Source organism: Nitrospira sp. Vd2, assembly GCF_979581665.1.
Genome location: NZ_CEFZSK010000037.1, coordinates 128,286 through 150,686, shown reverse-complemented (window position 1 = coordinate 150,686; position 22,401 = coordinate 128,286). Strand labels below are relative to the sequence as shown.

At 62.6% G+C, this 22,401-nt stretch carries 26 protein-coding genes and 1 tRNA gene; 11 read left to right on the top strand and 16 right to left on the bottom strand.

Annotation, left to right across the window (positions count from 1 at the left end):
- Positions 1-105: 105 nt before the first annotated feature.
- The 3 genes from AC1U7K_RS14190 to AC1U7K_RS14180 are packed head-to-tail and all read right to left on the bottom strand — an operon-like array spanning position 106 to position 2,210.
- Positions 106-552 (bottom strand): acyl-CoA thioesterase, encoded by a 447-nt coding sequence (locus AC1U7K_RS14190; protein WP_480252106.1) that lies wholly within the window; start codon positions 550-552, stop codon positions 106-108.
- Positions 553-578: 26 nt separating this feature from the next.
- Positions 579-1,835 carry a TIGR02710 family CRISPR-associated CARF protein gene (locus AC1U7K_RS14185; protein WP_480252104.1) on the bottom strand — a complete coding sequence of 419 codons (1,257 nt, stop codon included), beginning with the start codon at positions 1,833-1,835 and terminating at the stop codon, positions 579-581.
- A gap of 9 nt (positions 1,836-1,844) precedes the next feature.
- Entirely contained in the window at positions 1,845-2,210 is a 366-nt protein-coding gene (locus AC1U7K_RS14180; RefSeq protein ID WP_480252103.1) for a hypothetical protein, read from the bottom strand.
- Here AC1U7K_RS14180 and AC1U7K_RS14175 point away from each other — a divergent pair.
- A complete protein-coding gene (locus AC1U7K_RS14175) occupies positions 2,200-3,030 on the top strand; it encodes an alginate export family protein (protein ID WP_480252102.1) in 831 nt (276 codons plus the stop codon). The two genes, AC1U7K_RS14180 and AC1U7K_RS14175, sit on opposite strands and share 11 nt — an antisense overlap.
- Positions 3,027-3,524, top strand: coding sequence for an alginate export family protein (locus AC1U7K_RS14170; RefSeq protein ID WP_480252101.1), 498 nt, complete (start codon positions 3,027-3,029; stop codon positions 3,522-3,524). Before AC1U7K_RS14175 ends, AC1U7K_RS14170 begins: the two co-directional genes overlap by 4 nt.
- 10 nt (positions 3,525-3,534) lie before the next feature.
- On the opposite strand, the gene AC1U7K_RS14165 is transcribed toward AC1U7K_RS14170, so the two are convergent.
- From AC1U7K_RS14165 to AC1U7K_RS14115, 11 genes are all read right to left on the bottom strand, one after another.
- Positions 3,535-3,996 carry a DUF302 domain-containing protein gene (locus AC1U7K_RS14165; protein WP_480252099.1) on the bottom strand — a complete coding sequence of 154 codons (462 nt, stop codon included), beginning with the start codon at positions 3,994-3,996 and terminating at the stop codon, positions 3,535-3,537.
- A 31-nt stretch (positions 3,997-4,027) separates the two neighbouring features.
- The gene (locus AC1U7K_RS14160; RefSeq protein WP_480252098.1) at positions 4,028-4,795 is read right to left on the bottom strand and encodes a cytochrome c biogenesis CcdA family protein; all 768 of its coding nucleotides are present in this window, start codon (positions 4,793-4,795) and stop codon (positions 4,028-4,030) included.
- Positions 4,796-4,845: 50 nt separating this feature from the next.
- On the bottom strand, positions 4,846-5,388 hold the full coding sequence (locus AC1U7K_RS14155; RefSeq protein WP_480252097.1) for a TlpA family protein disulfide reductase: 543 nt from the start codon (positions 5,386-5,388) through the stop codon (positions 4,846-4,848).
- Positions 5,389-5,407: 19 nt separating this feature from the next.
- Complete coding sequence (locus AC1U7K_RS14150) at positions 5,408-5,872, bottom strand: DsrE family protein (protein ID WP_480252095.1); 465 nt, start codon at positions 5,870-5,872, stop codon at positions 5,408-5,410.
- A gap of 217 nt (positions 5,873-6,089) precedes the next feature.
- On the bottom strand, positions 6,090-6,749 hold the full coding sequence (locus tag AC1U7K_RS14145) for a response regulator (protein ID WP_480252094.1): 660 nt from the start codon (positions 6,747-6,749) through the stop codon (positions 6,090-6,092).
- The gene (locus AC1U7K_RS14140; protein ID WP_480252092.1) at positions 6,742-8,184 is read right to left on the bottom strand and encodes a sensor histidine kinase; all 1,443 of its coding nucleotides are present in this window, start codon (positions 8,182-8,184) and stop codon (positions 6,742-6,744) included. Before AC1U7K_RS14140 ends, AC1U7K_RS14145 begins: the two co-directional genes overlap by 8 nt.
- A gap of 145 nt (positions 8,185-8,329) precedes the next feature.
- Positions 8,330-8,539 carry a hypothetical protein gene (locus AC1U7K_RS14135; protein ID WP_480252091.1) on the bottom strand — a complete coding sequence of 70 codons (210 nt, stop codon included), beginning with the start codon at positions 8,537-8,539 and terminating at the stop codon, positions 8,330-8,332.
- Positions 8,529-9,230, bottom strand: coding sequence for an OmpA family protein (locus AC1U7K_RS14130; RefSeq protein ID WP_480252089.1), 702 nt, complete (start codon positions 9,228-9,230; stop codon positions 8,529-8,531). The genes AC1U7K_RS14135 and AC1U7K_RS14130 overlap by 11 nt, the downstream gene beginning before the upstream one ends.
- A 757-nt stretch (positions 9,231-9,987) precedes the next feature.
- A complete protein-coding gene (locus tag AC1U7K_RS14125; RefSeq protein ID WP_480252087.1) occupies positions 9,988-10,434 on the bottom strand; it encodes a hypothetical protein in 447 nt (148 codons plus the stop codon).
- 49 nt (positions 10,435-10,483) lie between these two features.
- Complete coding sequence (locus AC1U7K_RS14120; protein WP_480252085.1) at positions 10,484-10,654, bottom strand: hypothetical protein; 171 nt, start codon at positions 10,652-10,654, stop codon at positions 10,484-10,486.
- A 162-nt stretch (positions 10,655-10,816) separates the two neighbouring features.
- A complete protein-coding gene (locus AC1U7K_RS14115) occupies positions 10,817-12,448 on the bottom strand; it encodes a hybrid sensor histidine kinase/response regulator (protein WP_480252084.1) in 1,632 nt (543 codons plus the stop codon).
- A gap of 57 nt (positions 12,449-12,505) precedes the next feature.
- On the opposite strand from AC1U7K_RS14115, the gene AC1U7K_RS14110 reads away from it, so the two are divergent.
- The 6 genes from AC1U7K_RS14110 to holA all read left to right on the top strand — a co-directional run bounded on the left by AC1U7K_RS14110 (position 12,506) and on the right by holA (position 19,353).
- Entirely contained in the window at positions 12,506-13,174 is a 669-nt protein-coding gene (locus AC1U7K_RS14110; RefSeq protein WP_480252082.1) for a D-sedoheptulose-7-phosphate isomerase, read from the top strand.
- Positions 13,161-14,132, top strand: a complete 972-nt coding sequence (locus AC1U7K_RS14105; protein ID WP_480252080.1) for a GSU2086 family protein — start codon at positions 13,161-13,163, stop codon at positions 14,130-14,132. The genes AC1U7K_RS14110 and AC1U7K_RS14105 overlap by 14 nt, the downstream gene beginning before the upstream one ends.
- The gene (locus tag AC1U7K_RS14100; protein ID WP_480252078.1) at positions 14,129-14,794 is read left to right on the top strand and encodes a SprT-like domain-containing protein; all 666 of its coding nucleotides are present in this window, start codon (positions 14,129-14,131) and stop codon (positions 14,792-14,794) included. Before AC1U7K_RS14105 ends, AC1U7K_RS14100 begins: the two co-directional genes overlap by 4 nt.
- Positions 14,795-14,878: 84 nt before the next feature.
- The gene (leuS, locus tag AC1U7K_RS14095; RefSeq protein ID WP_480252076.1) at positions 14,879-17,500 is read left to right on the top strand and encodes a leucine--tRNA ligase; all 2,622 of its coding nucleotides are present in this window, start codon (positions 14,879-14,881) and stop codon (positions 17,498-17,500) included.
- A gap of 40 nt (positions 17,501-17,540) precedes the next feature.
- On the top strand, positions 17,541-18,257 hold the full coding sequence (gene lptE / locus AC1U7K_RS14090) for an LPS assembly lipoprotein LptE (RefSeq protein ID WP_480252075.1): 717 nt from the start codon (positions 17,541-17,543) through the stop codon (positions 18,255-18,257).
- Position 18,258: 1 nt separating this feature from the next.
- Positions 18,259-19,353, top strand: coding sequence for a DNA polymerase III subunit delta (holA, locus tag AC1U7K_RS14085; RefSeq protein WP_480252074.1), 1,095 nt, complete (start codon positions 18,259-18,261; stop codon positions 19,351-19,353).
- Here holA and rpsT read toward each other — a convergent pair.
- Positions 19,325-19,603 carry a 30S ribosomal protein S20 gene (gene rpsT / locus AC1U7K_RS14080; RefSeq protein ID WP_480252073.1) on the bottom strand — a complete coding sequence of 93 codons (279 nt, stop codon included), beginning with the start codon at positions 19,601-19,603 and terminating at the stop codon, positions 19,325-19,327. The genes holA and rpsT overlap by 29 nt on opposite strands.
- 169 nt (positions 19,604-19,772) lie before the next feature.
- Between rpsT and pyrF the strand changes: the two genes are divergently transcribed.
- Positions 19,773-20,498 carry an orotidine-5'-phosphate decarboxylase gene (gene pyrF, locus AC1U7K_RS14075; protein ID WP_480252072.1) on the top strand — a complete coding sequence of 242 codons (726 nt, stop codon included), beginning with the start codon at positions 19,773-19,775 and terminating at the stop codon, positions 20,496-20,498.
- Positions 20,499-20,658: 160 nt separating this feature from the next.
- Positions 20,659-20,734, top strand: a tRNA-His gene (locus tag AC1U7K_RS14070).
- 159 nt (positions 20,735-20,893) lie between these two features.
- On the opposite strand, the gene AC1U7K_RS14065 is transcribed toward AC1U7K_RS14070, so the two are convergent.
- A complete protein-coding gene (locus tag AC1U7K_RS14065; RefSeq protein WP_480252071.1) occupies positions 20,894-21,187 on the bottom strand; it encodes an RNA-binding protein in 294 nt (97 codons plus the stop codon).
- Positions 21,188-21,766: 579 nt separating this feature from the next.
- On the opposite strand from AC1U7K_RS14065, the gene AC1U7K_RS14060 reads away from it, so the two are divergent.
- Positions 21,767-22,159, top strand: coding sequence for a response regulator (locus tag AC1U7K_RS14060; protein ID WP_480252070.1), 393 nt, complete (start codon positions 21,767-21,769; stop codon positions 22,157-22,159).
- Positions 22,160-22,401 lie beyond the last annotated feature (242 nt).

Here is a 22,401-nt window from a genome sequence, read left to right as displayed (position 1 = left end):
GGCCTTCACTTTTTCTTCTTGTCGCGTGGAGTGTCGGCAAAGAGCAGCCAGACCAGCACGACAAATCCCACGGCCACTGCGGCGATCGCCAGCCACGTTCCGAGTTTATCCATTGAGATCGTCCTTGCCTTCAGCCGCCCTCACGCCTTGCCCGTCGGCCGTCGCCGCTGAGTCGAGCGGTAATGCCAGGAGGCTCGCCGGTAATCGTTTGAGCCTGCCCTCGATGTCCACGGCGGCGAGCGTCGCCGATCCTTCGACCACCAGACGGCCGGTCTCGCGTTCCTTGATGACGTGGCTCATGGTGAGACTGGCCTTGGTCCGTTTCGAGATCCACGTGTCGATCTGCAACGTCTCGCCGTAGCGACTCGGCGACCGGTATGTGAGTTCGGCGTGGATCACCACAAACTGCGTTCCCTCGTCGAGCAGGGCTCGAATGGAAATGCCGCGCGTCTCCAAATACTCCGTCCGGCCGCGCTCGAAATATTTGAGGTAGTTCCCGTAGTACACGACTCCACCGCAGTCGGTGTCTTCGTAATAAATCCGAATATCCATTCAGGCGAGCGGCTCTCGTTGTTGTGCTACAGGGCCAGTGTGGGAAATTTGGGCAGGGCGCTTTCGGCCACGCCGGTGATTTTGAGGACGATGTCCAGCAGTTGCGCAAACCGTTCCGGCTTGATCGGATCGAATCCATGACCGAGGAGACCGCCGTGTGCCGCGTCGAGCAGTGGTTTCATCTTCGGCCATTGCGTGAGATACGCCTGGCCGCTCGCATCGCCCAGTCCGGCGAGCGCGCGGAACTGGGCCACCATTGGTAATTTGTATTTGCCATCCACGTTGTCCAGGAAGCAGGTCCGGCAGGGTTCCTGAAGCGCCTGCGGCAACTGCTCGGGTTGAACGTCCCAACTCTTGATCCGGTGGTGTTTGAAGAGCTGGTACTGCGCGAAAGCTTCCAGGGCCCGCAACACCGCGGCAACCGCGGCCTCCGCGTGATGATCTAGTTCGGCCCGGCGGCGCGCGTAGGAGATGAGATCATAAATAACCGGCTCCTTCACTGGAGTAGGATCGAGCACGAGTTTTTCGAGAAACGCCGCATTCTGCTTCACGCTGGGGAGCAAGGCCTTTAGGCCCGCCGGCCCGCCCCACACGGAGGCCATCTCGAGCGCCTTGTACGCCGTCTTCAGTTTGTCCCAGCCCGGCCGATGTTGCAGACGGTCCCACGCGCCATAGCCCTCGGCGAGATCGGCAAAAGCCCGGTACAGCGGTTTCTGGCCCCCGCTTACTCGCGCTTCGATGTCCCGAAACGCGAGCGCCGCCGCGCGAAACGCGCCGCCGTTGAACAGCGCGCTCGCCTCACGTCGCGCCGTAACCGCCGCTTCATCCCAGAGATTCGCCTGCACCCATCGCCGGGTCTTCCCGTCCACCTCGATGGCTTCGCCATCCTCCGCCTCACCGGGAGGCACGAGGGTCACCACTCGAGAGCAGAACGGCAAGGAGGCGAGTGTCAGCGACGCCGACATGGCGGCAGTCGCGCCGGTGGTATCGACCACCAGCTCGCCGGGTCTGATGTCCCAGGCCGCCAGCAGATCGGGAAGCGATCGGCTCAAGGTCTGGTAGGACGACATGAGCCGGTCCGGCTGCTCCGCGACGATGCAGTCCCAGCGACGCGGCATCTGAATGATGTGCGGCTGGACCTCATGTTCGAGTGAAGTCTTCGCCGGCGGCGAGACGAAGAAACAGAGGAACTCCGGCTTCAACTTGTTAATCGAGTAGACGGCGGCGGAAGGATCATCGGTCACCGCAATGAGCAAGGCTTTGGCTGCAGTGTCAACAGCCATGGGCGGCGACTATAACACCGTCGTCGAGAGCCGATCAACCGACGAGCGATCGTGATGCCGGTGATCGGGGCGGCACAGCTCAAAGAGGCGTGACACGTCGTGTGTCAACACTCCGAGCAAGGCGTCGTCGCACGCCTCCATCGCGTTCGCTGTCAGTACTGCCTGACAGCGGCTCTCGGTCTCCTCCCATTCCGGTACGTCGCGCTCCACTTGATCTCCGCGCGGCCCGTGCAATCGTAGGGTATGCGGAGGTGGCCGGATCTCCTCATCCTGCTTCTCGTCATCCTTGAGATGAGCGCGCCTCTGACCGGTGTCGCCGCTGAAGCCGACAAGGACCGGCAGCCGTCGCAGGGTGGAATACCGAATGGGGGTCATCGATGAGACGTATGGGATTTACGACGACGTGCTGGGGCGGTCACGCGGGGACGTCGGCGACTTGCAGCGCCGGTTGAAGCTGCCGTCGTGGATGATCCTGGCGGTTCAACAGCGCACCCGCTACGAAAGCTTGAGCCACTTTTGGCAGCAAGACCAATCGGGCGGCGACCAGCAGGTGCCGCAGCGCACTCGCGTGCTGTTCGGCATCAAAGACATTTGGGACCCGCTGCGCGTCGTCGTCGAGTTTCAAGACTCGCGGATTCATCTGAATGATGCCGGATCGGTGGTCACGAATCGGATGGTGGATGAGCATGACATTTTGCAATTGCACGCGGATCTTGCGACGGACAATTTCTTGGGGACCGGCTTGCCGACGCTCTTCAACGTCGGTCGTCTCAATCTCGACATGGGGCGAGGCCGGTGGATCGGCCGCAATCACTTTCGCAACACGACCAATGCGTTTGACGGGGTGCATTGGCGAATCGGCGATGAGCGCCGGTGGCATGTGCGCGCGTTCTTCGTCGAGCCCGTCCGGCGGCTGGCGACGTCGATGGACCCTGTGCTGTCCAAAGATCTCTTGTGGGGCATCTACGCCGAGACGCGTGCCCAGCCGTGGGCGCATGCCGCCTTTCACTATTTCGGGAATCGCAGCACCAACTCGGGACGCGACTTGTCGATGCTCGGCATGCGACTGTTCAAGCCGGGAGGGACCGGCACGTTCGAGTATGAAATCGAGTCGACGTACGAAGTCGGGACCACAGCGGTGCGCGACTTCTTCCTCCCCGGAGAGCGGGCTTTACGTTCGACAAGCGAACGGTGACTCACGCCCATTTCGCCCATTTTCAGCACGCCGAAGTCGGCTACACGTTCGATCGTCCGTGGCATCCGCAACTGCTCGCCCGCTTCGACTATGCCAGTGAGGGCTTCGACACGCTCTACGGTCGCCGCAATTTCGAGCTGATGCCGACCGGCATCTTCGGGCCTCTTCAGCGCAGCAATCTGATCTCGCCGGCCTACCGCGTATTGGTTGAACCGGCCGAGGATTTCTCGTTCTACGTGCAACACCGGTTCGCGTGGCTGGCGGATGGGCGGGCGGAATGGGTGACGAGCGGGCTGCAAGATCCGACCGGCGCCTCGGGCACCTACATCGGGCAAATTATCGAGCTGCGCGCGCGATGGTCGCCCACCGACAACCTCGCCTTTCAAGCCGGCTACGCCTACTTCAAGTTCGGCGGATTTCCCACTCACGCGCCCGGCCACACCGGCGCAAGCGATTCGACCTATGCCTATGTCTCGACGGAACTGCTGTTCTAGCGCCGCCGCGCTATCGCACTGCTCGTTCTAATACTTCTTCAACAGGCGCGAGACGGTGCGTGAGGTCTTGCGAGAGCCCGTGTCGCTGGTACAGCAGCGAACTCGTGTTGTAGGTCAGCCAGACCTTCCCGTCGGCGTCCTCCCAGGCCAAGGCTTTCATCGGGAGGTCGATTGCGACGGTGGGGCGCGCGAGCATGAGTGGTGTGCCGCCTTTGGGATTGCCGAAGATCAAGAGCATCGTCGGGGGCAGGTGAAGCCCGACGGCGGTCGCTTCGGCACTGTGGTCGATGCGCGCGAAGACCTTCATCCCCTTGGCCTCGACGGCCCGCGTGATTTGCTCGATCGTCTCCGGCACGGAATAGCGGCTGGGGATTGTCACGCGCGTGTCGGCATCGGCGGCAGCCAGACAGACGCTTACCGGGAGAACGGTGAGTGAGAGCAAGGCGCCGACCAACACACGGTAGATGGTCATTGGCGATCTCCTTTTGGGCTGTGATTCCCGGCTACCCCCCGTCCAACCCGAGGTAGGAACCGATCCCGTAACGCTCGAAGATGGCCGTCAGCAAGGGCAGGCGATCCAGATACATGATCAGGCCCAGGGCGACCAATGCGGCGCCGCTCACAGTTGAGACGACTCCTCCATACGCCCGGACGTGCTGATAGCAGGCGATGAATCGCGCGAGGCCCAATGAGACCAAGATGAATGGCAGACCGAGGCCGGCAGAGTAGAACAAGAGCAACGTCATGCCATCGGCGAGCCGCTCTGTCGTGCCGGCGTACAACAGGATGGTCCCCAGGATCGGGCCGACGCATGGTGTCCAGCCGGCGGCGAACGTGGCCCCGATGAGACTGGAGCCGAGATAGCCGGCCGGTTTCGCACTGACATGGATGCGTCGTTCTCGCATCAGCGGGGCCAACTTCACGAACCCCAGGAGGTAAAGCCCGAACAGCACGATCACGATGGCTCCCGCTTGCCGGATGATGTGCTGATACTCGGCGAGGAGTTGGCCAAGGTAACTGGCCGAGGCGCCGAAGGCGATGAAGACTACGGCAAAGCCGCTGACAAACGCCACGGCATGGAGCAGGATGTTCGGCCTCACGCTGGCCCGCTGCGCCGTCGGTTCGGTCAGTTCGTGAAACGACAAACCGGTGAGATAACTCAGATAGGACGGAATCAACGGCAGCACGCACGGCGAGATGAACGAGAGCAGGCCGGCAAAAAATGCCGCGGTGAGCGAGGTCGGCGGCAGAGTGTTCATTGCACTCGTCATGTTATCGTCCTTCGATGAAACGGGGCGGCGTACCGGCCGCCCCGTTGATCCTATTCCTTCAGGCTTCCAAGGAAGGTCTGAAACTCCGCGCTCTCAAGGAGGCCGCCGCCGCGATGGACGAGCGCGACGTCACCGTGCCGGTCGAGCACGACGAACGTCGGCGTCGCCGTGATCTTGAACGCCTGCGCGACCCAGCGATCCTCGTCATAGGCCGTGGGAAAGACGAACGTCTCGGGCCGAGCCTTGACGAACCCCTCGACGTTGCTTCTGACGTCGGCGAACCCGATGGAAATCATGCGAAGGTCCGCCGGTTTCCCGTTCTTGGAGTACGCGGCGAGCAGCGGCAACTCCCGTTGGCAGACCTTGCACCACGGCGCCCAGAAGATGAGGAGCGCCGGGTGGCCGTTCAGCGACTCGCGACTGAACGATTCGCCGGAGAATGTCACGATCTCGAACTCGGGAGCCGGCCGCGAGCCGGCATACCCCGGCGCGGCGAGTGCCATGACCATCGACAGCACGGCCGCGACCAGGAGCACCATGGCCGCGATGGAGCGTTCTCCTCGCTCAACCTTTTTCACGCCTGAACACAACATGACAGGCCTCGTCGTGATCTTACGGTTTGATGTAGAGGTAACCCTGCTGCTGGAGATCGGCGATGCGCTTGACTGCGACCGGATGGAGCGTCGCCACAAAGCCCTTGATAAGGTTGTCGAGTGTTTTGTTATAGGTCTTCATCGAGACTTGGCACATCTCGGCGTGGACGCCCTTGTCGATGATCTGCTCGAAACGCTTCTTCATCTCCGCGTCCATCTTGTCTTTCTCGAACAGCTCGAGCGCCGGCCCGTGGACGACCAGTTCCACATCGATCTTATCGGGGCCCCCTTCCGCGTCGATGTGTTTGTTGATCAGCGCCAAGGCGTATTTCGCGACCTCGGGATCTTTGCTGTCCACGTGGTATAGCACTTTGACCTTCTCACTCCCGGTGGTCGGCTCCGCCCACGTGGCGGGCAGCGAGATCGTCGAGGCGAACACGAACGAGACCACGGCCGCGATGGTCAGGATTGAGCGAGATGACATGACGTCCTCCTTGGTTGGATATTCAAAGCGACTGTACGTGCAGGCTACAAGGCGACGGCCAATGCGCGTGAGAGGAGAGTGCCCGGCGGATCGCAACAATTTCTCCCCTATCCACTAGAGGAGAATGCCCTTACTTGGCGACAGAAACCGAGGGTGGAACAACCTACCGGCCACGGCCCGCAGGTGGTTCGATCCGCAGACCCTGTCGCGCCAAATATCAGCGGGAGTAATGTCGCGTGAAGTAGGAGGCAGCTTGGGCGCGGCGCGTCACGTGGAGTTTTTGGAAGACGTTGGCGAGATAATTGCCGACGGTTTTCTCGCTGAGCGACAGCGCGACGGCAATCTCCTTGTTCGTTTTGCCTTCGGCCACGAGTGCCAGTACCCGTTGCTCCTGTGGGGACAAGGCATCGGTTTTTTGCGGCGCCGTGTCGCTGGCCAGTGATTGGAGCCGCGTCATGACGCGTTGGGTCACCGAGGGGTCGAGGATCGACTTGCCGGCGGCGAGCGTTCTCACGGCCTTAAGCAACTCTTCGCTGCTCACGTCCTTGAGCAAAAATCCATGGGCGCCGGCGAGAATCGTGGCGACCACGGCGTCATCGTCCGCATACGAGGTGAGAAACAAAACACGGGTGGATGGGTGATCGGTCCGGATCGCGCGGCACGCCTCGACGCCGCTCCCATCGGGGAGCCGGACGTCCATCAGGACGACGTCGGGCGTCACTCGACGCGCTTCGGCGATCGCTTCGGCCATCGTGCCCGCCTCCGCCACGACCTGAAAGCCGCCGGCCTCCGAAAACAGAGTGCGGAGACCCAGCCGGAGGACTTCGTGATCGTCCACCATCAACAGCCGAATTGGCGCAGATGGGCTCTTAGCCATGGACGCGTGCCCCAGGGAGATCGAGGACGATGCGCGTTCCGGATCGCGGCTCAGAGAAGACGGTCAGCGTGCCGTGCAGTTTCGTCGCACGAGACGCGATGTTCCGCAATCCCTCACCGGCATGGTGTGCGTCGACTGCGAAGCCGATGCCGTCATCCTCGATACATAAACGGACGCCGCCGTCGTGGCACTGAAGCGACACCGTCCCCCGGCGCGCACACGCGTGACGAAGCGCATTACTCATCGCCTCCCTCGCAATGTAGAGCAGGTGCACGGCTTCCTCGGGCCCGATCAACGCAGCCGCTTCCGGATCAACCTGCACGGTAAACTGAAGGCCGGAGGAATGATTCATCATGCGAGCCTGTAACGCGAGCGCCGCTTCGAGCTCACGGCCGCCGACGATCCGCGGTTCCATGCCGATCAGGTAGCCGCGCAGGTCGCCGATCATCGTCTTCACGCTCACCAGCGCCCATTCGAGCTGCTTGACCACTTCGGCCGGCTGCGCAGTCACCAACCGCTTGCACCGCTCCAGATTGAGGCTCAAGGCGAACAAGGACTGAATGATGCCGTCGTGGAGATCTTGCCCGATCCGCTCCCGTTCTTCGAGGGCCAAGCGCAGGTCCCGCTCGCGTTGCCGCACCGATTCTTCTGCCGCCCGCGTCTGGGCGAGCGACGCGTGAAGCTCCGCCATCATGCGTTGGTAGCCGCGGATGAGATAACCGAGCACCAGCAGATAGGCGAAGAGCCGCAAGAAGTGCCAGAACCACCACCGCGCATCCCACAACAATGAATAGGTGAACATGAATTCGGCGAGCCCGAACAACAGCGCCAGACAAGCAAACAGATACGCGTCCGGGGAGCGGGACTCGCGATAGTCGAGGGCGAAGCGAAGCGCCGTGGCGAGAAAGAGCATCGACGCGACGCTTGTAGGCGCCAGGGCCGTCGGAGAGAATTCGCCATGGCGAAGCATCTCAGGGACGTGCCCTGGCGCGGCGATGATCGTGACGCCCACCACACTTGAGGCCACCGCGATCACCCACGGCAGCCGGGGGCTTCTGAGCCACGCCTGGCGCGAGGCCGGGAGCCAGACCAAAGCGAAGCCGACCCCGCCGACAAAGCTCGCCAGGCTTCGCAAGAAGACAAAGGCGTTTGTCGATGACGCGATCGCATGGCACTCCTCGAGCACGCCCATCGAGAGAAACCCGACCCCAAGCGCCTTCGCACGCTGGCCTATCCCGTCCTCGCGCCGCGCGAACAATAGGAGCGCCATGACGATCGCGCACAATCCCCCCAGCGCCTCGATGGCTGAGTGAAGTTGCGGGTGATGGGCGCGCCAAGTCGGCATGGCGGCTTGAAGGATCAGGCCGAGCGCGAGCGTCAGCGTGGCCGTGCCGATCAAGACGACGGAGAGCGGAAGGGATGCACGAGACACCATAACGGCCTCGAATCTGTTACTGAAGGTACGCGCCCTCGGCGGCGAAAGGCAAGGCAGCGGGCCGGTCGGGCGTCAACTCCAGGGGACGACCGACGAGCGATGCCGAGAGGAGCGGCTCTGATGAACAGGGGCCGCGAGTGGTCGGTCAGTGCGACAAGAGCCCTTCGACGTCGATGAAACGGGTGTCCGGAGGGAATTGCCCTTTGAGTTGCAGCGTCGTCGTAGCCGTGGCGAGAAGCCGGCCCTGCTCATCCAGGGCTTGCCATGCGATGATTTTTTCATCCAGATGGATCCGGGTGCGAACCGGACGCAGATAGATCGGGCATGTTCTTCCCTGCTTGGGTTTACTGGGCATCGCTTCCTCCCTGTGGATGGTGGGCAGTGACGGCGTGTTGATTGAGGATCAGATGCGCCCGTCGATTGAGTCGATGGCACGTTTCATCCGGATCGGTGCAGAAGGGTCTGGCTTTACCATAGGACACGACCCGCAGCCGGGCGGCGGGGAGGCCTAACGCCGTGAGGTAGGCTCTCACGGTGTTGGCCCGACGTTCGCCCAGGGCCAAGTTGTACGCTTCCGTGCCCCGTTCGTCGCAATGGCCCTCGATCGTGACGGGGGCGATCTCATTCGTGCCCAGCCAGTCGGCATAGTCGCGTAGCGCGCGCTGGCTCTCCTCCGTCAAGCGTGCGCTGTCGAACTCGAAGAAAATATCGCCCACCTGCACATCAGGTGGTTCGGCGACGTGTGAAGTCGCCGGCCGATCGAGGCTGAGAGGGATCGGTGCGGCGACGACCACGCGGTCTTCGACGATCCGCGCTGCCTCATCGTTGACCTGAGAAGTGGGTGACGGCTGTGTGAGGGACGGGGTGGCGGTGGGAAGGATGGCTCGCGGTCCCTCCTGGTCAGCCGACGTTCCCCACAGGCTGCTACAGCCCGTAGAGATCACCAGCAGCAGAAGCCCTGCAGCGCGTGGGATGCTCGTCGGGTGCTTGTGCGCGGGACCTCGAGACGGCCGTGCGCGGCCCGGGACGTTACGGCTCGTCGGCATACTGATGCCTCGCAAGGTCCACAGGAGCAGCGACCGCGGCGACCGGCTCTGCGGCTCTCTCAACGATGGATGGAGTGTCACCGCCGGGAACGGGATCGGGCGTTACGGTGAGTCGGGGGGGTGCGGGCTTTAGGTTGCTACTTATACGCCCGACGGGACATGGTCGGTCGATCACGACGAAGGAGGTCAAGTAGACCCGCGAACCGTTGCCCGGCAGGACGAGCGGCCTGCGCAACCACCAGGTGCCCGGAGGCGCCACGGGCGATGTGAGTAAATCGACGATCTGCCACGTCTCGGCATGAAGAAGCATCGGGCTTGCCGTCCGGCGCCATCGGAGATAGTTTGCGGCGTGGGACCAGTGACGCGGGCGGAGGAGCGCCAAGAGGGAAGGCGGGCGGCGCGGAGGACCTTCCGATCTCCGTGCTCGGTCGGCGCGTGTCACAGCCGTGGGCTGCTGAGACATAAGTGTCGGTTCCTTCACCAGCGGTCGTCCCAGCTTTCCCTAAGCACGGTGCCGTATATCAGGGAGGGACTTGGACGTCAAGAGGCGCAGACGACTGCCCGACAGGGAAGCGCGCCAGCCGCGCCCAGGTGTGGCCGTCCCGTTACTGTGCGGCTGTCTGGTGTCGGCGCCGTTCGAGATAACCCAGCGGGTATGCGACGAAGAGATGTATCAACACGTAGACGAGTGGCATGTGCTACTTCTACCGCCTCAAGGTTAACGTGTCATGAAGCTGAAATTAAAATGCGCTCAGGACTACTGCTCGCAGCCCGCTTCGCCGTGCGTATGGGGCTGAGGTTCCGCGCGTTGCGAGATCGGCGGCACTTTCTCCCGCAGTCGGCTGAGAATCGTTTCGGTCGGCTGCCACCGGAACTGCGCCCACCGTTGCGTTCGATACAGTTCAGCCCATTCGCTGTCCGGGTGGCATTCACATTCGCGCAGGGCCAACATTTCCTCCTCACGCCAGGCATTCCGATCGCGCTTCCCGGACGCGTCAAATCGGACCAGCGGGAAGAAGGCGCGAGCATAGGCGAGCGTGCCGTCGGGAGCCAGGCCGAAGACGGTTTCGGCGAAGCGAACCGTTTCCGATGCGTAGCCCGGCACCGCTTCCAGTCCGGCCAGCATGCGCTGATACCGCGCGCGCGGTATCCGCTTCAGCGCGTTTCGTTCATCCACCACGTAGGCTCGGACGATCTGTTTCATCGGTCGCCTCCTGTCGGTTGGGAGTTCCATGTGTCAACGAGACCGATGGTCAGACGGCCGACACCGCCTCCTCGACGATGTTTCGCCCGGCGGTTTGAGTGATGATGCTCTGGTAAATCGTCTGTGCGCGCTCCGACCAGGTAGGATTCAGTGGAAGCCCGCGAAACGCTGCCTCGGCCGCTTTTTGCTCGTCATAGGTCAACGAAGGCGTTGTCGGCATGTGCTGCCTCCTGCTGGATTGTGTGTAGGACGACCACCTGCATTCAGGCTACCGCACTTCTTACATTCGGTAAATTGGGGGAGTGCAGTACGAGACTTCTTGTAGGCGGGGGTGGGGAATCGGAACGTGCGAGACGGAGTCGGAAGACGAGCGGCGTGAACGTCAGCACCGGTTTCCTTTGACGGGAAAGCTTACGAAGCGTGTTGTTCCGTGATCGGGGAGGGTGGCGACGCTGAGGTTCCCCCCTGTAGCGCGGACCTGCTCTTTCAGGGCGGCGATCCGTTGAGACTGCGCGAGCGCCACCTCGTTGTCCGACTTCGCGGGGCCGTTGTCCTTGACCTCGATCATCACCTGATCACCTTCGCGTGCGATCGTCATCGTGACCGCGGATGCCTCCCGGCGCTCTTCGACGTGGGCGAGCAGCGTTTGGACGCTGCGGAACGTCAGCGCCCGGCTCCCGGCATCGAGGCCCTCCAGATCTTTCAGGATCGTCGAGCAGCGGATGGCCGTCCGCTGTTCGAATGTCGACGCCAGCCATTGCAGGGCCGCGTCGAGCCCAAGCTCTTCGAGAATCGCCGGATACGCCTGAGCACAGATGCGGCCGAGGCACTCGATCATTTGGTGGACGAGGTGTGCCATGAAGCGAACCTTGAGCAACACCGGCAATGGCGCGGGGCCCACCCGGTTTTCGAGCCAGTCGAGGTCCGACTTGAAAGAGGCCAAGAGCGGTCCGAACTCATGGTGAAGGTCCTGCGCAAGGCGGGTCCGTTCGGCTTCCCGTATGGCCGCCGACGATATCGCTGAATCGGCGGGCGAATCGTTAGGGGCCACACTCGCTGCTGTCGTGCGGGCCTCGGGCTCGGTCGAGCGGGGAGTTTCGTTCACGCTGACGGCGGTCGGCGCTGTCATTGCGCCATCGCCCCGCCGCGCACCTTGCGTGAGATCGCGGAAATAGACGGTCAAGCCGTGGCCTGCAGGCACGGCACGGATCGTATACCAGCGGCCGTCGGGCGGCACGAGCATTTCAAATTGCACGGTCACGGCTTCCCGGATGGCGCGTCGGCATTCCTGCGCGAACGGCGACTCTGCCCAACTCGGATAGGCGTCCCACAGGGTCGTGCCTTCCAAATCGTCCCGGGCGGCGTCGGGAAAGAGGGCCGACCGAGCGGCCTCATTGAGTGCCAGGATCCGCCACCGGGAGTCGAGCAGCAGGATGGCCTCGGACGCACCATCCAAGGCCGCCAACAGCGATTCCCCGCGAAGCTCCTGCTCCGCAAGGCTGTCGCGCCGGCGCGCCAAGAGCTGTTCATAAGATTCGAGCGCCAGCCGTGCCTGCGCGATCACCTTCTTCACCCGCTTGGCCTGCTGATCGGCCCGCCGGCGCAACCGGTCTACCTCGTGCGCCCGGGTGCGATGCTTCAGCACATGCTGTAGCCGGCTGATCAGCAGGTTGTGCTCGATCGGTTTGAAGAGGACATCGTGCACGCCGCTCAGCCCGGCTCGGATCAAGAGATCAGCTTGCAGGCCCGAGGCCATTAGGACCAGGGAAGCGTCCCCGGCGTGCGGGGCGAGTGCGGTGAGAACGCCGGAGGCGTCGGCATCCGGGAGGTGAGTGGACGCGAGCACAATGTCGTACTGGACCGATGCGAATTGCCGCCCCGCGGCGTGGGCCGACAGCGCCGTATCGACCGCGAGGGCCGGCAGGCGGCGTCGAACCGACTCGGCCAGCGTCCGAAGAAACAGGGCATCCCCGTCGATGATGAGCAGGCGTCCGGTTGGGGGAAAGGATCGCATGCGGCGGACCTCTGGCAGAACGAGCACAGCCTATCATGCTCTGCGTGCTTTGGCTACATGGATCTACGTGTCGCGCGCGGCGGCGGCTACCGCGCGCGGTGCGCACGCATGGTGGACATTTCAATAGGGCGCGCGATAGAATCGCCGCCCGTGAAAGAAACGGCCGTCAGAGCGTTCGAAGACAGCGCCGACGTGAAACGCCGCTTCGTGCACGAATACGCCGACCGGATCGTCGACGTCGCGCAACTCATGGTCCGGGCGTTTCGCGAGGGCTCGAAAGTCCTCTTGTTCGGAAACGGCGGCAGCTCGACCGACGCCTCGCACATTGCCGCCGAATTCGTCGGGCGCTATCGCCGCGACCGCATGCCGCTGCCCGCGATCGCGCTCGGCACCGATCTCGCTGCGATCACCTGCATCGCCAATGATTATGACTATACCGAGATCTTCGCCCGACAAGTCCGGGCGTTGGGGCGAAAGGGGGACATCGCGGTGGCGATCAGTACGAGCGGCAATTCCCCCAACGTGCTGAAAGCCGTCGAGGCGGCGCGTGACCTGGGACTCATCACCGTCGCGTGGACGGGGCACAAGGGCGGGAAGCTCGCCGGCATGGTCGACTATCCGTTCGTCGTCCCCTCATCGGTGACGGCGCGGATTCAGGAAAGTCATATCACGCTGGGGCACGTGCTCTGCGAATTGATCGAGGAAGGGTTGTTTGCGAAGTCGTAAGACGGCCACGTCTCCGCTCCCGCCGATCGACGTCACCAAGCTCAAGACTTATCCATTGAATCGCCGACGGAGCAAGGTCCGCATTGCGGATTTTGCGTCGCCCTGGCGGCGCGGCGCAGGGTTGAAGCGATTCATCGACACGCTCCCCGACGTGCTGGCGGTGAAGACCCTGCGCACGGTCGCCAAGGCGATCGTGATCGCGCGGCGGCGCCACCGGCCCGTGATCCTCGGGATGGGCGCGCACGTGACGAAGGTCGGGCTCAACCCGATACTCGTCGATCTGATGGAACGAGGCATCATCACGGCCGTCGCGATGAACGGTGCGGTGATCATTCACGATTTCGAACTCGCGCTGATGGGCCAAACATCGGAAGAGGTGGACGCCGAGATCGATTCAGGGCGGTTCGGGATGGCCGAAGAGACCGGTCGCATCCTCAATGAAGCGATTGCCGAGGGCGTGAAGCAAGGGTTGGGCATCGGCGAGTCGGTGGGGCGCTACATCAGCACGCATAAAAAACTCTTCCCCCACCACCGGACCAGCGTGCTCGCCGCTGGCGTCCGGCTCGGCCTTCCCGTCACCGTTCACGTCGCGATCGGCACCGACATCATCCATATGCATCCGGCGGCGGACGGCGGGGCGATCGGAGCCGGCTCGCTCACCGACTTCCGACGACTGGCGGCCGCCGTGGCCGGGATGGAAGGCGGCGTCTATCTCAATCTCGGCTCCGCAGTGATCCTGCCCGAGGTGTTTCTCAAAACGGTCACGCTCGGCCGCAATCTCGGTTACCCGCTTCGCGACATCACGACCGTCAACATGGATTTTCTCTCCCACTATCGTCCGCTCACGAACGTGGTCCGGCGGCCGACGCAGAAGGGCGGACGCGGTTACTCGTTGATCGGCCATCACGAAATCATGGTGCCGCTCCTCGCCGCGGCCGTCATCGAGGCTGGCGCGTGATCCGCGGAGCGACGACCGAGCTGATACCGCTCTCGACCGAGGAGTTGAACGCGGCCTGGAGCCGGCTCAATGAACGGTATTTCCAAGGTCGTTTGCCCGCCATCCCGATCCTCTGGAGCGGACGATTGACGGCCTCGGTCGGGATGTTTGCCAGCCGCGTCGGGCCACGAACGCCGGCGGAGCGCGGCGAGCCGCTGAACGGGTCGCGCCGCGTCATCCGTCTGTCCATCCCACTGTTGCGGGACCAGCCCGAGGCGGAGATCATCGGCACGCTGGCACACGAGATGATTCATCAATGGCAGTACGACGTCCTCAAGCGGCGGCCCGATCACGGGCCGGACTTCATGCGCGTCATGGCGCTGATGAATCAGGACGGCCTCGGCATCACCATTCGTCATAATTTGGACGACGCCGTCCGGGCGCTCAGTAAGTACACGTGGCGCTGTCAGGACTGCGGTCGCGATTACCATCGCCAGCGACGGACCATCCGTCCCCGCCATCACCGCTGCGGCGCATGCAGCGGCCGGCTGCGCGAGATCGTCATGGCACCTACGACGGTCGAGCCGCGCTTTCATCTCCAAGCCGCGCGGTCGGCCGAATCGCGCGTGCCTTCCCTCACCTCCGAGGTCCATCGACCGATTCAACTAAGCTTGCCGCTGTAGATCAGCCCCGCGCGATCGTCGAATCTTGTAGCCCCCGGCGCTGTATGTTAAGGTTTTTCGCTTTCACATCTTGTCGCGATCTTCATGAGCGATCCAGACAACACCGTGTACGATCATCAGCGCGTTGAGGCGCGCTGGCAGGCGTATTGGGACCACGAACAGACCTTTCGCGCCGCCGAAGCGCCCGGCGAGACGAAATATTACTGCCTCGAAATGTTCCCGTATCCCTCCGGGCGCATTCACATGGGCCACGTGCGCAACTACGCGATCGGCGATGTGGTCGCCCGGTACAAGCGCATGCGCGGCTTCAACGTGCTCCATCCGATGGGCTGGGATGCCTTCGGGCTGCCGGCCGAAAACGCCGCGATCGCGAAGGGCGTCCATCCGCAAGCCTGGACCGACGAGAACATCGCTTACATGCGGAAGCAACTCCGCCAGATGGGGCTCTCGTACGATTGGGCGCGCGAAGTCACCACGTGCCGTGCGGATTACTATCGGTGGAATCAGTGGTTCTTTCTCAAGATGTATGAGCGCGGGCTCGCGTATCGCAAGCAGTCGGCGGTGAACTGGTGTCCGAGCTGCGAGACCGTGCTGGCGAACGAGCAGGTCGAGGAGGGTCGCTGCTGGCGCTGTGATTCGGTCGTCGTGCAGAAAGAGCTGGAGCAGTGGTTCTTCCGGATCACGGCGTACGCCGAGGAATTGCTGCGCGGGTGTGACCATCTCACACAATGGCCGGCCCGCGTGCTCACCATGCAACGGAACTGGATCGGCCGGAGCGAAGGCGCCGAAATTGATTTTCCGCTGGCCCAGCCGCTGACGGACCTCGCCGCGATCCGAATTTTTACGACCCGCCCGGACACGATTTTCGGTGCAACGTTCATGAGTCTGGCGCCGGAGTCGCCGCTGGTGGAGCAGCTGATCGCGGGTCGGCCCGAGGCGGCCGCGGTCCGCGCCTTCGTCTCGCGAGTGAGCAAGCAGGATCGACTTGCGCGCCTGGCCGCCGATCGGGAGAAGGAAGGCGTCTTCACGGGAGCGTACGCGATCAATCCGTTTACGAACGAGCGCATTCCGATTTGGGTCGCGAACTTTGTCCTGTACGAATACGGGACCGGAGCGATCATGGCCGTGCCCGCGCACGACCAGCGCGATTTTGAGTTTGCGCGCGCCTATCAAATTCCGATTCGCCTCGTCATTCAAAATCCGGCCGGCACGCTGGATGACGCTCGGCTTGATCACGCGTATGAAGCCATTGAGCCGGGCGCCCGGCTCGTGCACTCTGGGCGCTTCGATGGCCTCTCCCCGCACGAAGCGAAGCAGCGGATTACCGAGGCGGCGGCCGCGGAGGGCATCGGCAAGCGCGCGGTGAACTATCGGCTGCGGGACTGGGGCGTCTCCCGACAGCGCTATTGGGGGACCCCGATCCCGATGATCTACTGCCCAAGTTGCGGCATCGTGCCGGTGCCCGAGTCGCAATTGCCTGTCGAGTTGCCGATGAACGTGCCGTTCACGGGAAAGGGCGCGAGCCCGCTCGCGCAGACGCCGTCGTTCGTGAACACCACCTGCCCGCGCTGCGGGGCGGCGGCGCGACGAGAGACGGATACGATGGACACGTTCGTGGATTCCTCCTGGTACTTCCTCCGCTACTGCTCGCCCAACGACGATCGACGGCCGATCGATCCGGATGCCGCGGGCTATTGGATGCCGGTCGATCAATACATCGGCGGCATCGAGCATGCCGTGCTGCACTTGCTCTACGCGCGGTTCTTCACGAAGGTGATCCGCGATCTGGGGCTCACGAAAGTCGATGAGCCGTTTCAGAGCCTTTTGACGCAAGGCATGGTCTCCAAGGAGACGTACCGATGCCCGACGCACGAGTGGCTGTTCCCCACCGAGGTGCAAGGCTCGGAGAAGGACGGCTGGCGATGTGGGCTGTGCGGCCGACCGGTCGAGCGGGGTCGGGTCGAGAAGATGTCCAAGTCGAAGAAGAACGTGATTGATCCGGAACACCTCATTGCAACTTACGGTGCGGACACCGCGCGGCTCTTTTCGCTCTTTGCCGCCCCGCCGGACAAGGATCTCGAGTGGAGCGACACGGGGGTGGAAGGCTGTTCGCGGTTTCTCCAGCGCGTCTGGCGCTTGATGCACGATCTGGAATCGCGCGGCGCCGGCACCCCAGCGATCCCGCATGGCGGGGCGAGCTCCCCGAAGGCGCTTGAGATCCGACGGCTCACGCATCGGACGATCAAGAAGGTGACCGAGGACATCGAGCGCGAGTTTCAATTCAATACGGCGATCGCCGCGTTGATGGAGTGCGTCAATGGCCTATATAAGATCATGGCCGAGCGCGAACACTCGCCGGCGGAGCTGGCCGCGCTTCGCGAAGCGGAACGGACCCTTGTTCTGCTGCTCGCGCCGTTTGCGCCTCACCTTGCCGAGGAGCTGTGGAGTCGGCTTGGGGAGAAGCCGAGCGTGGCGTGGCAGCGATGGCCGCAGTATGATCCTGCCCTCGTCGCAAGCGACCGGCTCACGATTCCGATCCAAGTGAACGGCAAATTGCGGAGCAAAATCGAAGTGCCGGCCGACTGGACGGAAGAGCAGGTCGTGACCTCCGCCCGGCAGGACGCGAAACTGGCCGAGTGGCTCCAAGGCAAGGCCCCGCGGAAGGTCATCTACGTCGAGAAAAAACTCGTGAACTTCGTGGTATGAAAGAAGTGCTGAGTAGAAAGTGCTGCGTGCTGAGTTGGGGATGAGAAGAGAAATTGAGAAAGACAATCTGAAGGCGCCGATCTTTTCATTTCTTGTTCGCTCAGTACGCAGCACTCGGCACTCAGCACTGTGTTCTGCGGCGTGCCTGCTGAGCGCCGCGATCTTCCTGACTGCCTGTGGCTATCAGTTCCAGGTGGAAGGGCCCGGTCCGACGATCGGCGGGGCGAAGACGTTCGAACCCACCCCCGAGGCCCCGACCCTGGCCGTGACGATCTTTCAAAACCGCTCGATTGAGCCCAACCTCGAACTGAAGTACACCAACTACGCCCGCCGGGAGTTCGTCAACGGGAGCGGCACGCGGGTCGTCACGGGGTCGGAACCGAGCGACCTCGTTCTCAAGGCCCAGATCATCGCCGTGCTCGTCCCGACGTTGACATTTGAAATCGGTCAAAACGCGCGCACATTGGAAAGCCGAGTCACGGTCTTCGTCCAAGCCCAGGTCGAAAAGACGAAGACCGGCGAAGTCATTTGGAATCAATTTCTGACAGCGTCGTCGGAGTTCTTCGTCACTAACGACCTGCAGTTCAACCGGGTGCTGCAGACGCGGGCGCTTGAGCAGGCTGGGATGTTCATCGCGCAGGATATGGCGACACGGTTCTTGAACCACCTGGAAAATTTCGGGCTCGCAGCCGGCCCGCCCGGTGGCGGGGGCACCTCTATGCCGGCGAGCATGCAGCCCGGGATGCCGAGACGATGAGATGAAACTCTACGAGCTGGAACAGAGCCTCAAGAAGAGCGGTCTCGCGCAGATCTATGCGGTCCTTGGGGAAGAGGATGAGTTGCGCGATCAAGCCGTCGGCATGCTGAAGGCTGCCGCTGCCCAGGACGGCGAGTTGGGCGATTTCAATTTTGACGTGGTCTATGGCGATGAGACCGACGCGGCCGAGCTGCTTGCCCGAGCGGAGGAGGCACCGGTGTTTGCTCCGCGCCGCATCGTGATCGTGAAAGCGGCCGATAAACTGCCCGCTCGTGAAACTGAACGGCTGTTGCCGTATCTGAGGACACCGTGTGAATCGACGACACTGGTCTTTGTGGCGCCGAAGTTGGACGGCCGAACGCAGTTCGCCCAAGCGATCAAATCTTCCGCCATTGTGGTCGAATGTGGCCAGCCGGCGGAAGCCCAGCTGCCGGCATGGGTGCGGGCGGAGGCAGGACGGCTGGGACTGCGCCTCGATGAGGCGGCCGTACTCGCGCTCAAGGATGTAGCCGCGACGAATTCACTGGGCCTGGTCAAGCGGGAATTGGAAAAGTTGAGCGCGTACGTCGGTCAGGCTCGCGTCGCGACCGCCGCGGATGTCGAAACGATGCGCGGGAGCGAGGCGGGCGCTTCCGTCTTCGACCTCGTCGGGGCGATCGGGACCGCAGACCGGCCACGGGTGATTCGCATCCTTGCCCGTAATCTGGAGGCCGGAGAAGCGCCGCTGCGGATACTGGGATCATTGGTGTGGCAGTACCGGCAACTGTGGAAGGCCAAGGAAGCGGCGGGCGCCGGAAAGGAAGGGGAGGCGGCCCGGGTGCTCCGCGTGCCCCCGTTTAAAGTGAGACCGTTCCTCGCGGCCTTTTCCGACCGCCATCTCCGCACTGCGTTTGAACGCTTTGTCGAGACGGATTCGAAGTTGAAAGGAGGGAGCGCGGGGGCGCCGGCTCGAATTCTCGAGGCGCTGGTGCTTGAACTCTGCGCGTTGGCGGCGGGTCGACCGGCCCAACAGCCTCGCCCTGCCTCCCCGACTGCGCCGAAGGCAGGCTCGGTCCCGAGTCGATCGATTAGGACGGTGAGGTCGTTAGGGCGTTGACGCGAGCGGCAAGACGCGAAATGCGGCGGGCGGCGGTGTTCCGTTTCAGCACGCCCTTCGTCGTGGCCTTGTGCAGGGCGGCGGTTGCTTCACGCAGCAGCATCCGGGCTTCATCGACCTTCTTTTCCTCGACGGCGTGCATCACCTTCTTCATGACGTTCCGGACGGCACTGAGTCCGGCACGATTGCGCTGATTGCGCCGTTCGGCTTGGCGCGCTCGTTTGATCGTTGACTTGTGCACAACTGGCATACGGGCCTCTCAACGGAAGTTGGAAAGGAAGTACTTGTAACACATGCCATGCGGTGAAGCAAGGAGCGAGCGCCATCCCAAGCGCACGGATGGCCTCGCGCCGTAAGCGGACGCCGAGCGTGTGAGGAAGGAGGGGCAGTGGGGTCCCCGGCCTTCCAGAGGAGGCGGTATGGGACGTGTCGATGCGAGAGAGCGGTTGATTCTGGCCGTCGACGTGCCGTCGGCTGATGAGGCTGAACGGCTGTTGGACCGAGTCGGGGACGCGATCAGCTTTGTCAAGATCGGGCTCGAATTATACACGGCGGCCGGACCCGACATGGTCGGGCGCGCGGTGGCGAGAGGCAAGCGGGTGTTCCTCGACTTGAAGTTTCTGGACATCGAAGAGACGGTCCGGCGGGCCACGGCCCGTGCCGCCGAGATGGGAGTTCAGTTCCTGACCATCCATGCGAACCGCAAAGCGTTGAACGCGGCGCTCGAAGGTCGGGCCGCGGCCACGAAGGCGCCCGCGCTCAAATTGCTCGCCGTGACGGTGCTCACCAATTTTGACGCCGGTGACCTGCGGGACATGGGGGTCCAGTGGACAGTGGCCGATCTCGTGACGGCGAGAGCTAAACTTGCGGCGGACGTCGGTCTCGACGGAGTCATCGCCTCGGGTGAAGAGGCGGCGGTCATTCGTGAGAAGGTCGGAAAAGATTTGTTGATCGTCACGCCCGGCATCCGCCCGGCCAATGAAGGGACTGACGATCACGCCCGGGTCAGCACCCCCGCGAACGCGATCAAAGCCGGAGCGGATTACCTTGTCGTCGGGCGGCCGATCCGTGACGCCAAAGATCCCCGCGCCGCGGCCAACCGCATCGTCGAGGAAATGCAAGCCGCGTTTGATGCAAAAGCGTAGTGGCATAGGGGTAATGGGGTAAAGGGGTATGGGAGTAGGGCTGAAGCTGGGATATGGGGCCGCCTGATAGGTGGTCCTCATTCTTCGGGCGTGTTGCGCACGCTTTTCCCCGTTTGCTAGAATTCGTCCTCCTGCCACGCTTCCTCACACATCTTGGGCGGTGGGTGTAGCTCAACGGTTAGAGCGCTGGACTGTGGCTCCAGAGGTTGCGGGTTCGAAACCCGTCACTCACCCCAACATTTTCAAGTCAAAACGGTCACATCAATTGTCAGCTACCGGCACCGACGAGCGCACAAACGCCTGTTCGGGACACCATAGTGGTCATTGCGCCACCGTCGGCTGGTCGCTTGTTTGTCGTTCGCAGGAAATTACAAGAAAAGGCGAGAAGGAGATCGTCAAGACTCAGATGTGAATGGTAAAGTAGGCGCCGTCGTCTGCCGCTTTGCTCTTCTCCTAATCGGCCGTGCCCACATTACCAGTAGGGTCCGCGGGCCGATGACTTGCCGGTTCAAGGCGCGAATTGCGCGGGCCGCGTCTTCCTCCCGTTCCATCGTCACATAGCCGAACGGTGCGCCGATGCTCAATGTAAAGACTTTCGCCTCAATGACACGGCCATAGGGTTCGAACCACGCGCGTACGGTGTCGGACATGTCAGCTTGGAGTAACCCATCAACAAAAATCTCGCGCATGCGACAAGGGTACCGCAGCCTATGATGCTGTCAATTCCAAGGTCGTAGCTACGGTGTGAATGTAGTCAACAAGTGGAGCATGGTTTGAAGGATGCGTTCCCGCCGGCGCACCGAGCGGGCTAAAGTACAGGCCCTTAGACCGTCCTGGATCACCGAGATCAGTTCGTCCATCTCAAATTTCGCTAGCACATCGAAGGCTCCGTGCCGAAACGCCGCTGCACTCGGGTAGCGCGAAAGCGGTGAGCAGCAAATCGTACCGGTGCTCTTGGAGCTTCGTGAGCGCGATCGAGGGTCGAGTGGATGTTCTCAACCGCGACGGGGAGCGGCGGCGCACAATATCGGGAAGAACGTCGATCAAAGCTGGATCGTCGTCTAGCACGAGAATCCTAGAGGTCAGCGGGCTACGGTCCTTCTATCAGGCGCATCAAGACGGGTGTCTACGAGCTAGCCATTAGTGCTGAAGGCTGGCTTTCTGTTGGGCCTGACGGCCTTGGCTTGATACCGTAGACGATTGTCTTCCATAGTCTAAGGCCGCTGGCCGATAGTCTACCGAAGCGGGTACAGTACGATTCCGGCGCCGTGGAGATCCGGCGGCGGATTCTCATCATCGACGACGATCCCGCCTTGATCAGTGCACTCACTGAGACAGTGAGGTGTCGCCTTCCCGATGTGATCGTCGACGGGAGGCCTTCTGTGACCTCGGCCATCGTGGCGCTCCAGACCGTTCACTATGATCTGGTCGTCTGTGATCTACGGATGCCGAGGGAGGACGGCCTCACCTTCCTAGACACGATCAAGCCGTTACCGCACCGGCCGCCGGTGATCTTGATTACTGGTGCGATCGAGGAGTCCATTGCGAAGGAGGCGAGTCGGCGTGGCGCGACGGCCGTCCTTCCCAAGCCACTTGACCGGACGCGATTCTGCGAGGTCGTGCGGTCGGCGCTCGGAGACGATACGTGGAAAGCGGGGTGAGGGGCAGGTTCACGTCCCCGCCATGATTCTAGGCCAATCAGCGGTATCGATGGGGCCGGTTTCATGTCACTCCATCCATCAATAGCATAATCAGGAAGAGACGTTGCCTCGTCACGCTGCGGTGATCCGTAGGCCGGCGATTCATGCGGACCAACCCGAATTCCCTTCTTCCCGCGGCATCCTCATCTTGATTTTTGACTTTTTCCCGGCCTTGGCTATCATTCTCCACCGACAAGGAGGAC

Coding starts and splice junctions, on each gene's coding strand:
- AC1U7K_RS14190 (WP_480252106.1), bottom strand. CDS start 552: ATGGATATTCGGATTTATTACGAAGACACCGACTGCGGTGGAGTCGTG.
- AC1U7K_RS14185 (WP_480252104.1), bottom strand. CDS start 1,835: ATGGCTGTTGACACTGCAGCCAAAGCCTTGCTCATTGCGGTGACCGAT.
- AC1U7K_RS14175 (WP_480252102.1), top strand. CDS start 2,200: ATGGGGGTCATCGATGAGACGTATGGGATTTACGACGACGTGCTGGGG.
- AC1U7K_RS14180 (WP_480252103.1), bottom strand. CDS start 2,210: ATGACCCCCATTCGGTATTCCACCCTGCGACGGCTGCCGGTCCTTGTC.
- AC1U7K_RS14165 (WP_480252099.1), bottom strand. CDS start 3,996: ATGACCATCTACCGTGTGTTGGTCGGCGCCTTGCTCTCACTCACCGTT.
- AC1U7K_RS14160 (WP_480252098.1), bottom strand. CDS start 4,795: ATGACGAGTGCAATGAACACTCTGCCGCCGACCTCGCTCACCGCGGCA.
- AC1U7K_RS14155 (WP_480252097.1), bottom strand. CDS start 5,388: ATGTTGTGTTCAGGCGTGAAAAAGGTTGAGCGAGGAGAACGCTCCATC.
- AC1U7K_RS14150 (WP_480252095.1), bottom strand. CDS start 5,872: ATGTCATCTCGCTCAATCCTGACCATCGCGGCCGTGGTCTCGTTCGTG.
- AC1U7K_RS14145 (WP_480252094.1), bottom strand. CDS start 6,749: ATGGCTAAGAGCCCATCTGCGCCAATTCGGCTGTTGATGGTGGACGAT.
- AC1U7K_RS14140 (WP_480252092.1), bottom strand. CDS start 8,184: ATGGTGTCTCGTGCATCCCTTCCGCTCTCCGTCGTCTTGATCGGCACG.
- AC1U7K_RS14135 (WP_480252091.1), bottom strand. CDS start 8,539: ATGCCCAGTAAACCCAAGCAGGGAAGAACATGCCCGATCTATCTGCGT.
- AC1U7K_RS14130 (WP_480252089.1), bottom strand. CDS start 9,230: ATGCCGACGAGCCGTAACGTCCCGGGCCGCGCACGGCCGTCTCGAGGT.
- AC1U7K_RS14125 (WP_480252087.1), bottom strand. CDS start 10,434: ATGAAACAGATCGTCCGAGCCTACGTGGTGGATGAACGAAACGCGCTG.
- AC1U7K_RS14120 (WP_480252085.1), bottom strand. CDS start 10,654: ATGCCGACAACGCCTTCGTTGACCTATGACGAGCAAAAAGCGGCCGAG.
- AC1U7K_RS14115 (WP_480252084.1), bottom strand. CDS start 12,448: ATGCGATCCTTTCCCCCAACCGGACGCCTGCTCATCATCGACGGGGAT.
- AC1U7K_RS14110 (WP_480252082.1), top strand. CDS start 12,506: ATGGATCTACGTGTCGCGCGCGGCGGCGGCTACCGCGCGCGGTGCGCA.
- leuS (WP_480252076.1), top strand. CDS start 14,879: ATGAGCGATCCAGACAACACCGTGTACGATCATCAGCGCGTTGAGGCG.
- lptE (WP_480252075.1), top strand. CDS start 17,541: ATGAGAAGAGAAATTGAGAAAGACAATCTGAAGGCGCCGATCTTTTCA.
- holA (WP_480252074.1), top strand. CDS start 18,259: ATGAAACTCTACGAGCTGGAACAGAGCCTCAAGAAGAGCGGTCTCGCG.
- rpsT (WP_480252073.1), bottom strand. CDS start 19,603: ATGCCAGTTGTGCACAAGTCAACGATCAAACGAGCGCGCCAAGCCGAA.
- pyrF (WP_480252072.1), top strand. CDS start 19,773: ATGGGACGTGTCGATGCGAGAGAGCGGTTGATTCTGGCCGTCGACGTG.
- AC1U7K_RS14065 (WP_480252071.1), bottom strand. CDS start 21,187: ATGCGCGAGATTTTTGTTGATGGGTTACTCCAAGCTGACATGTCCGAC.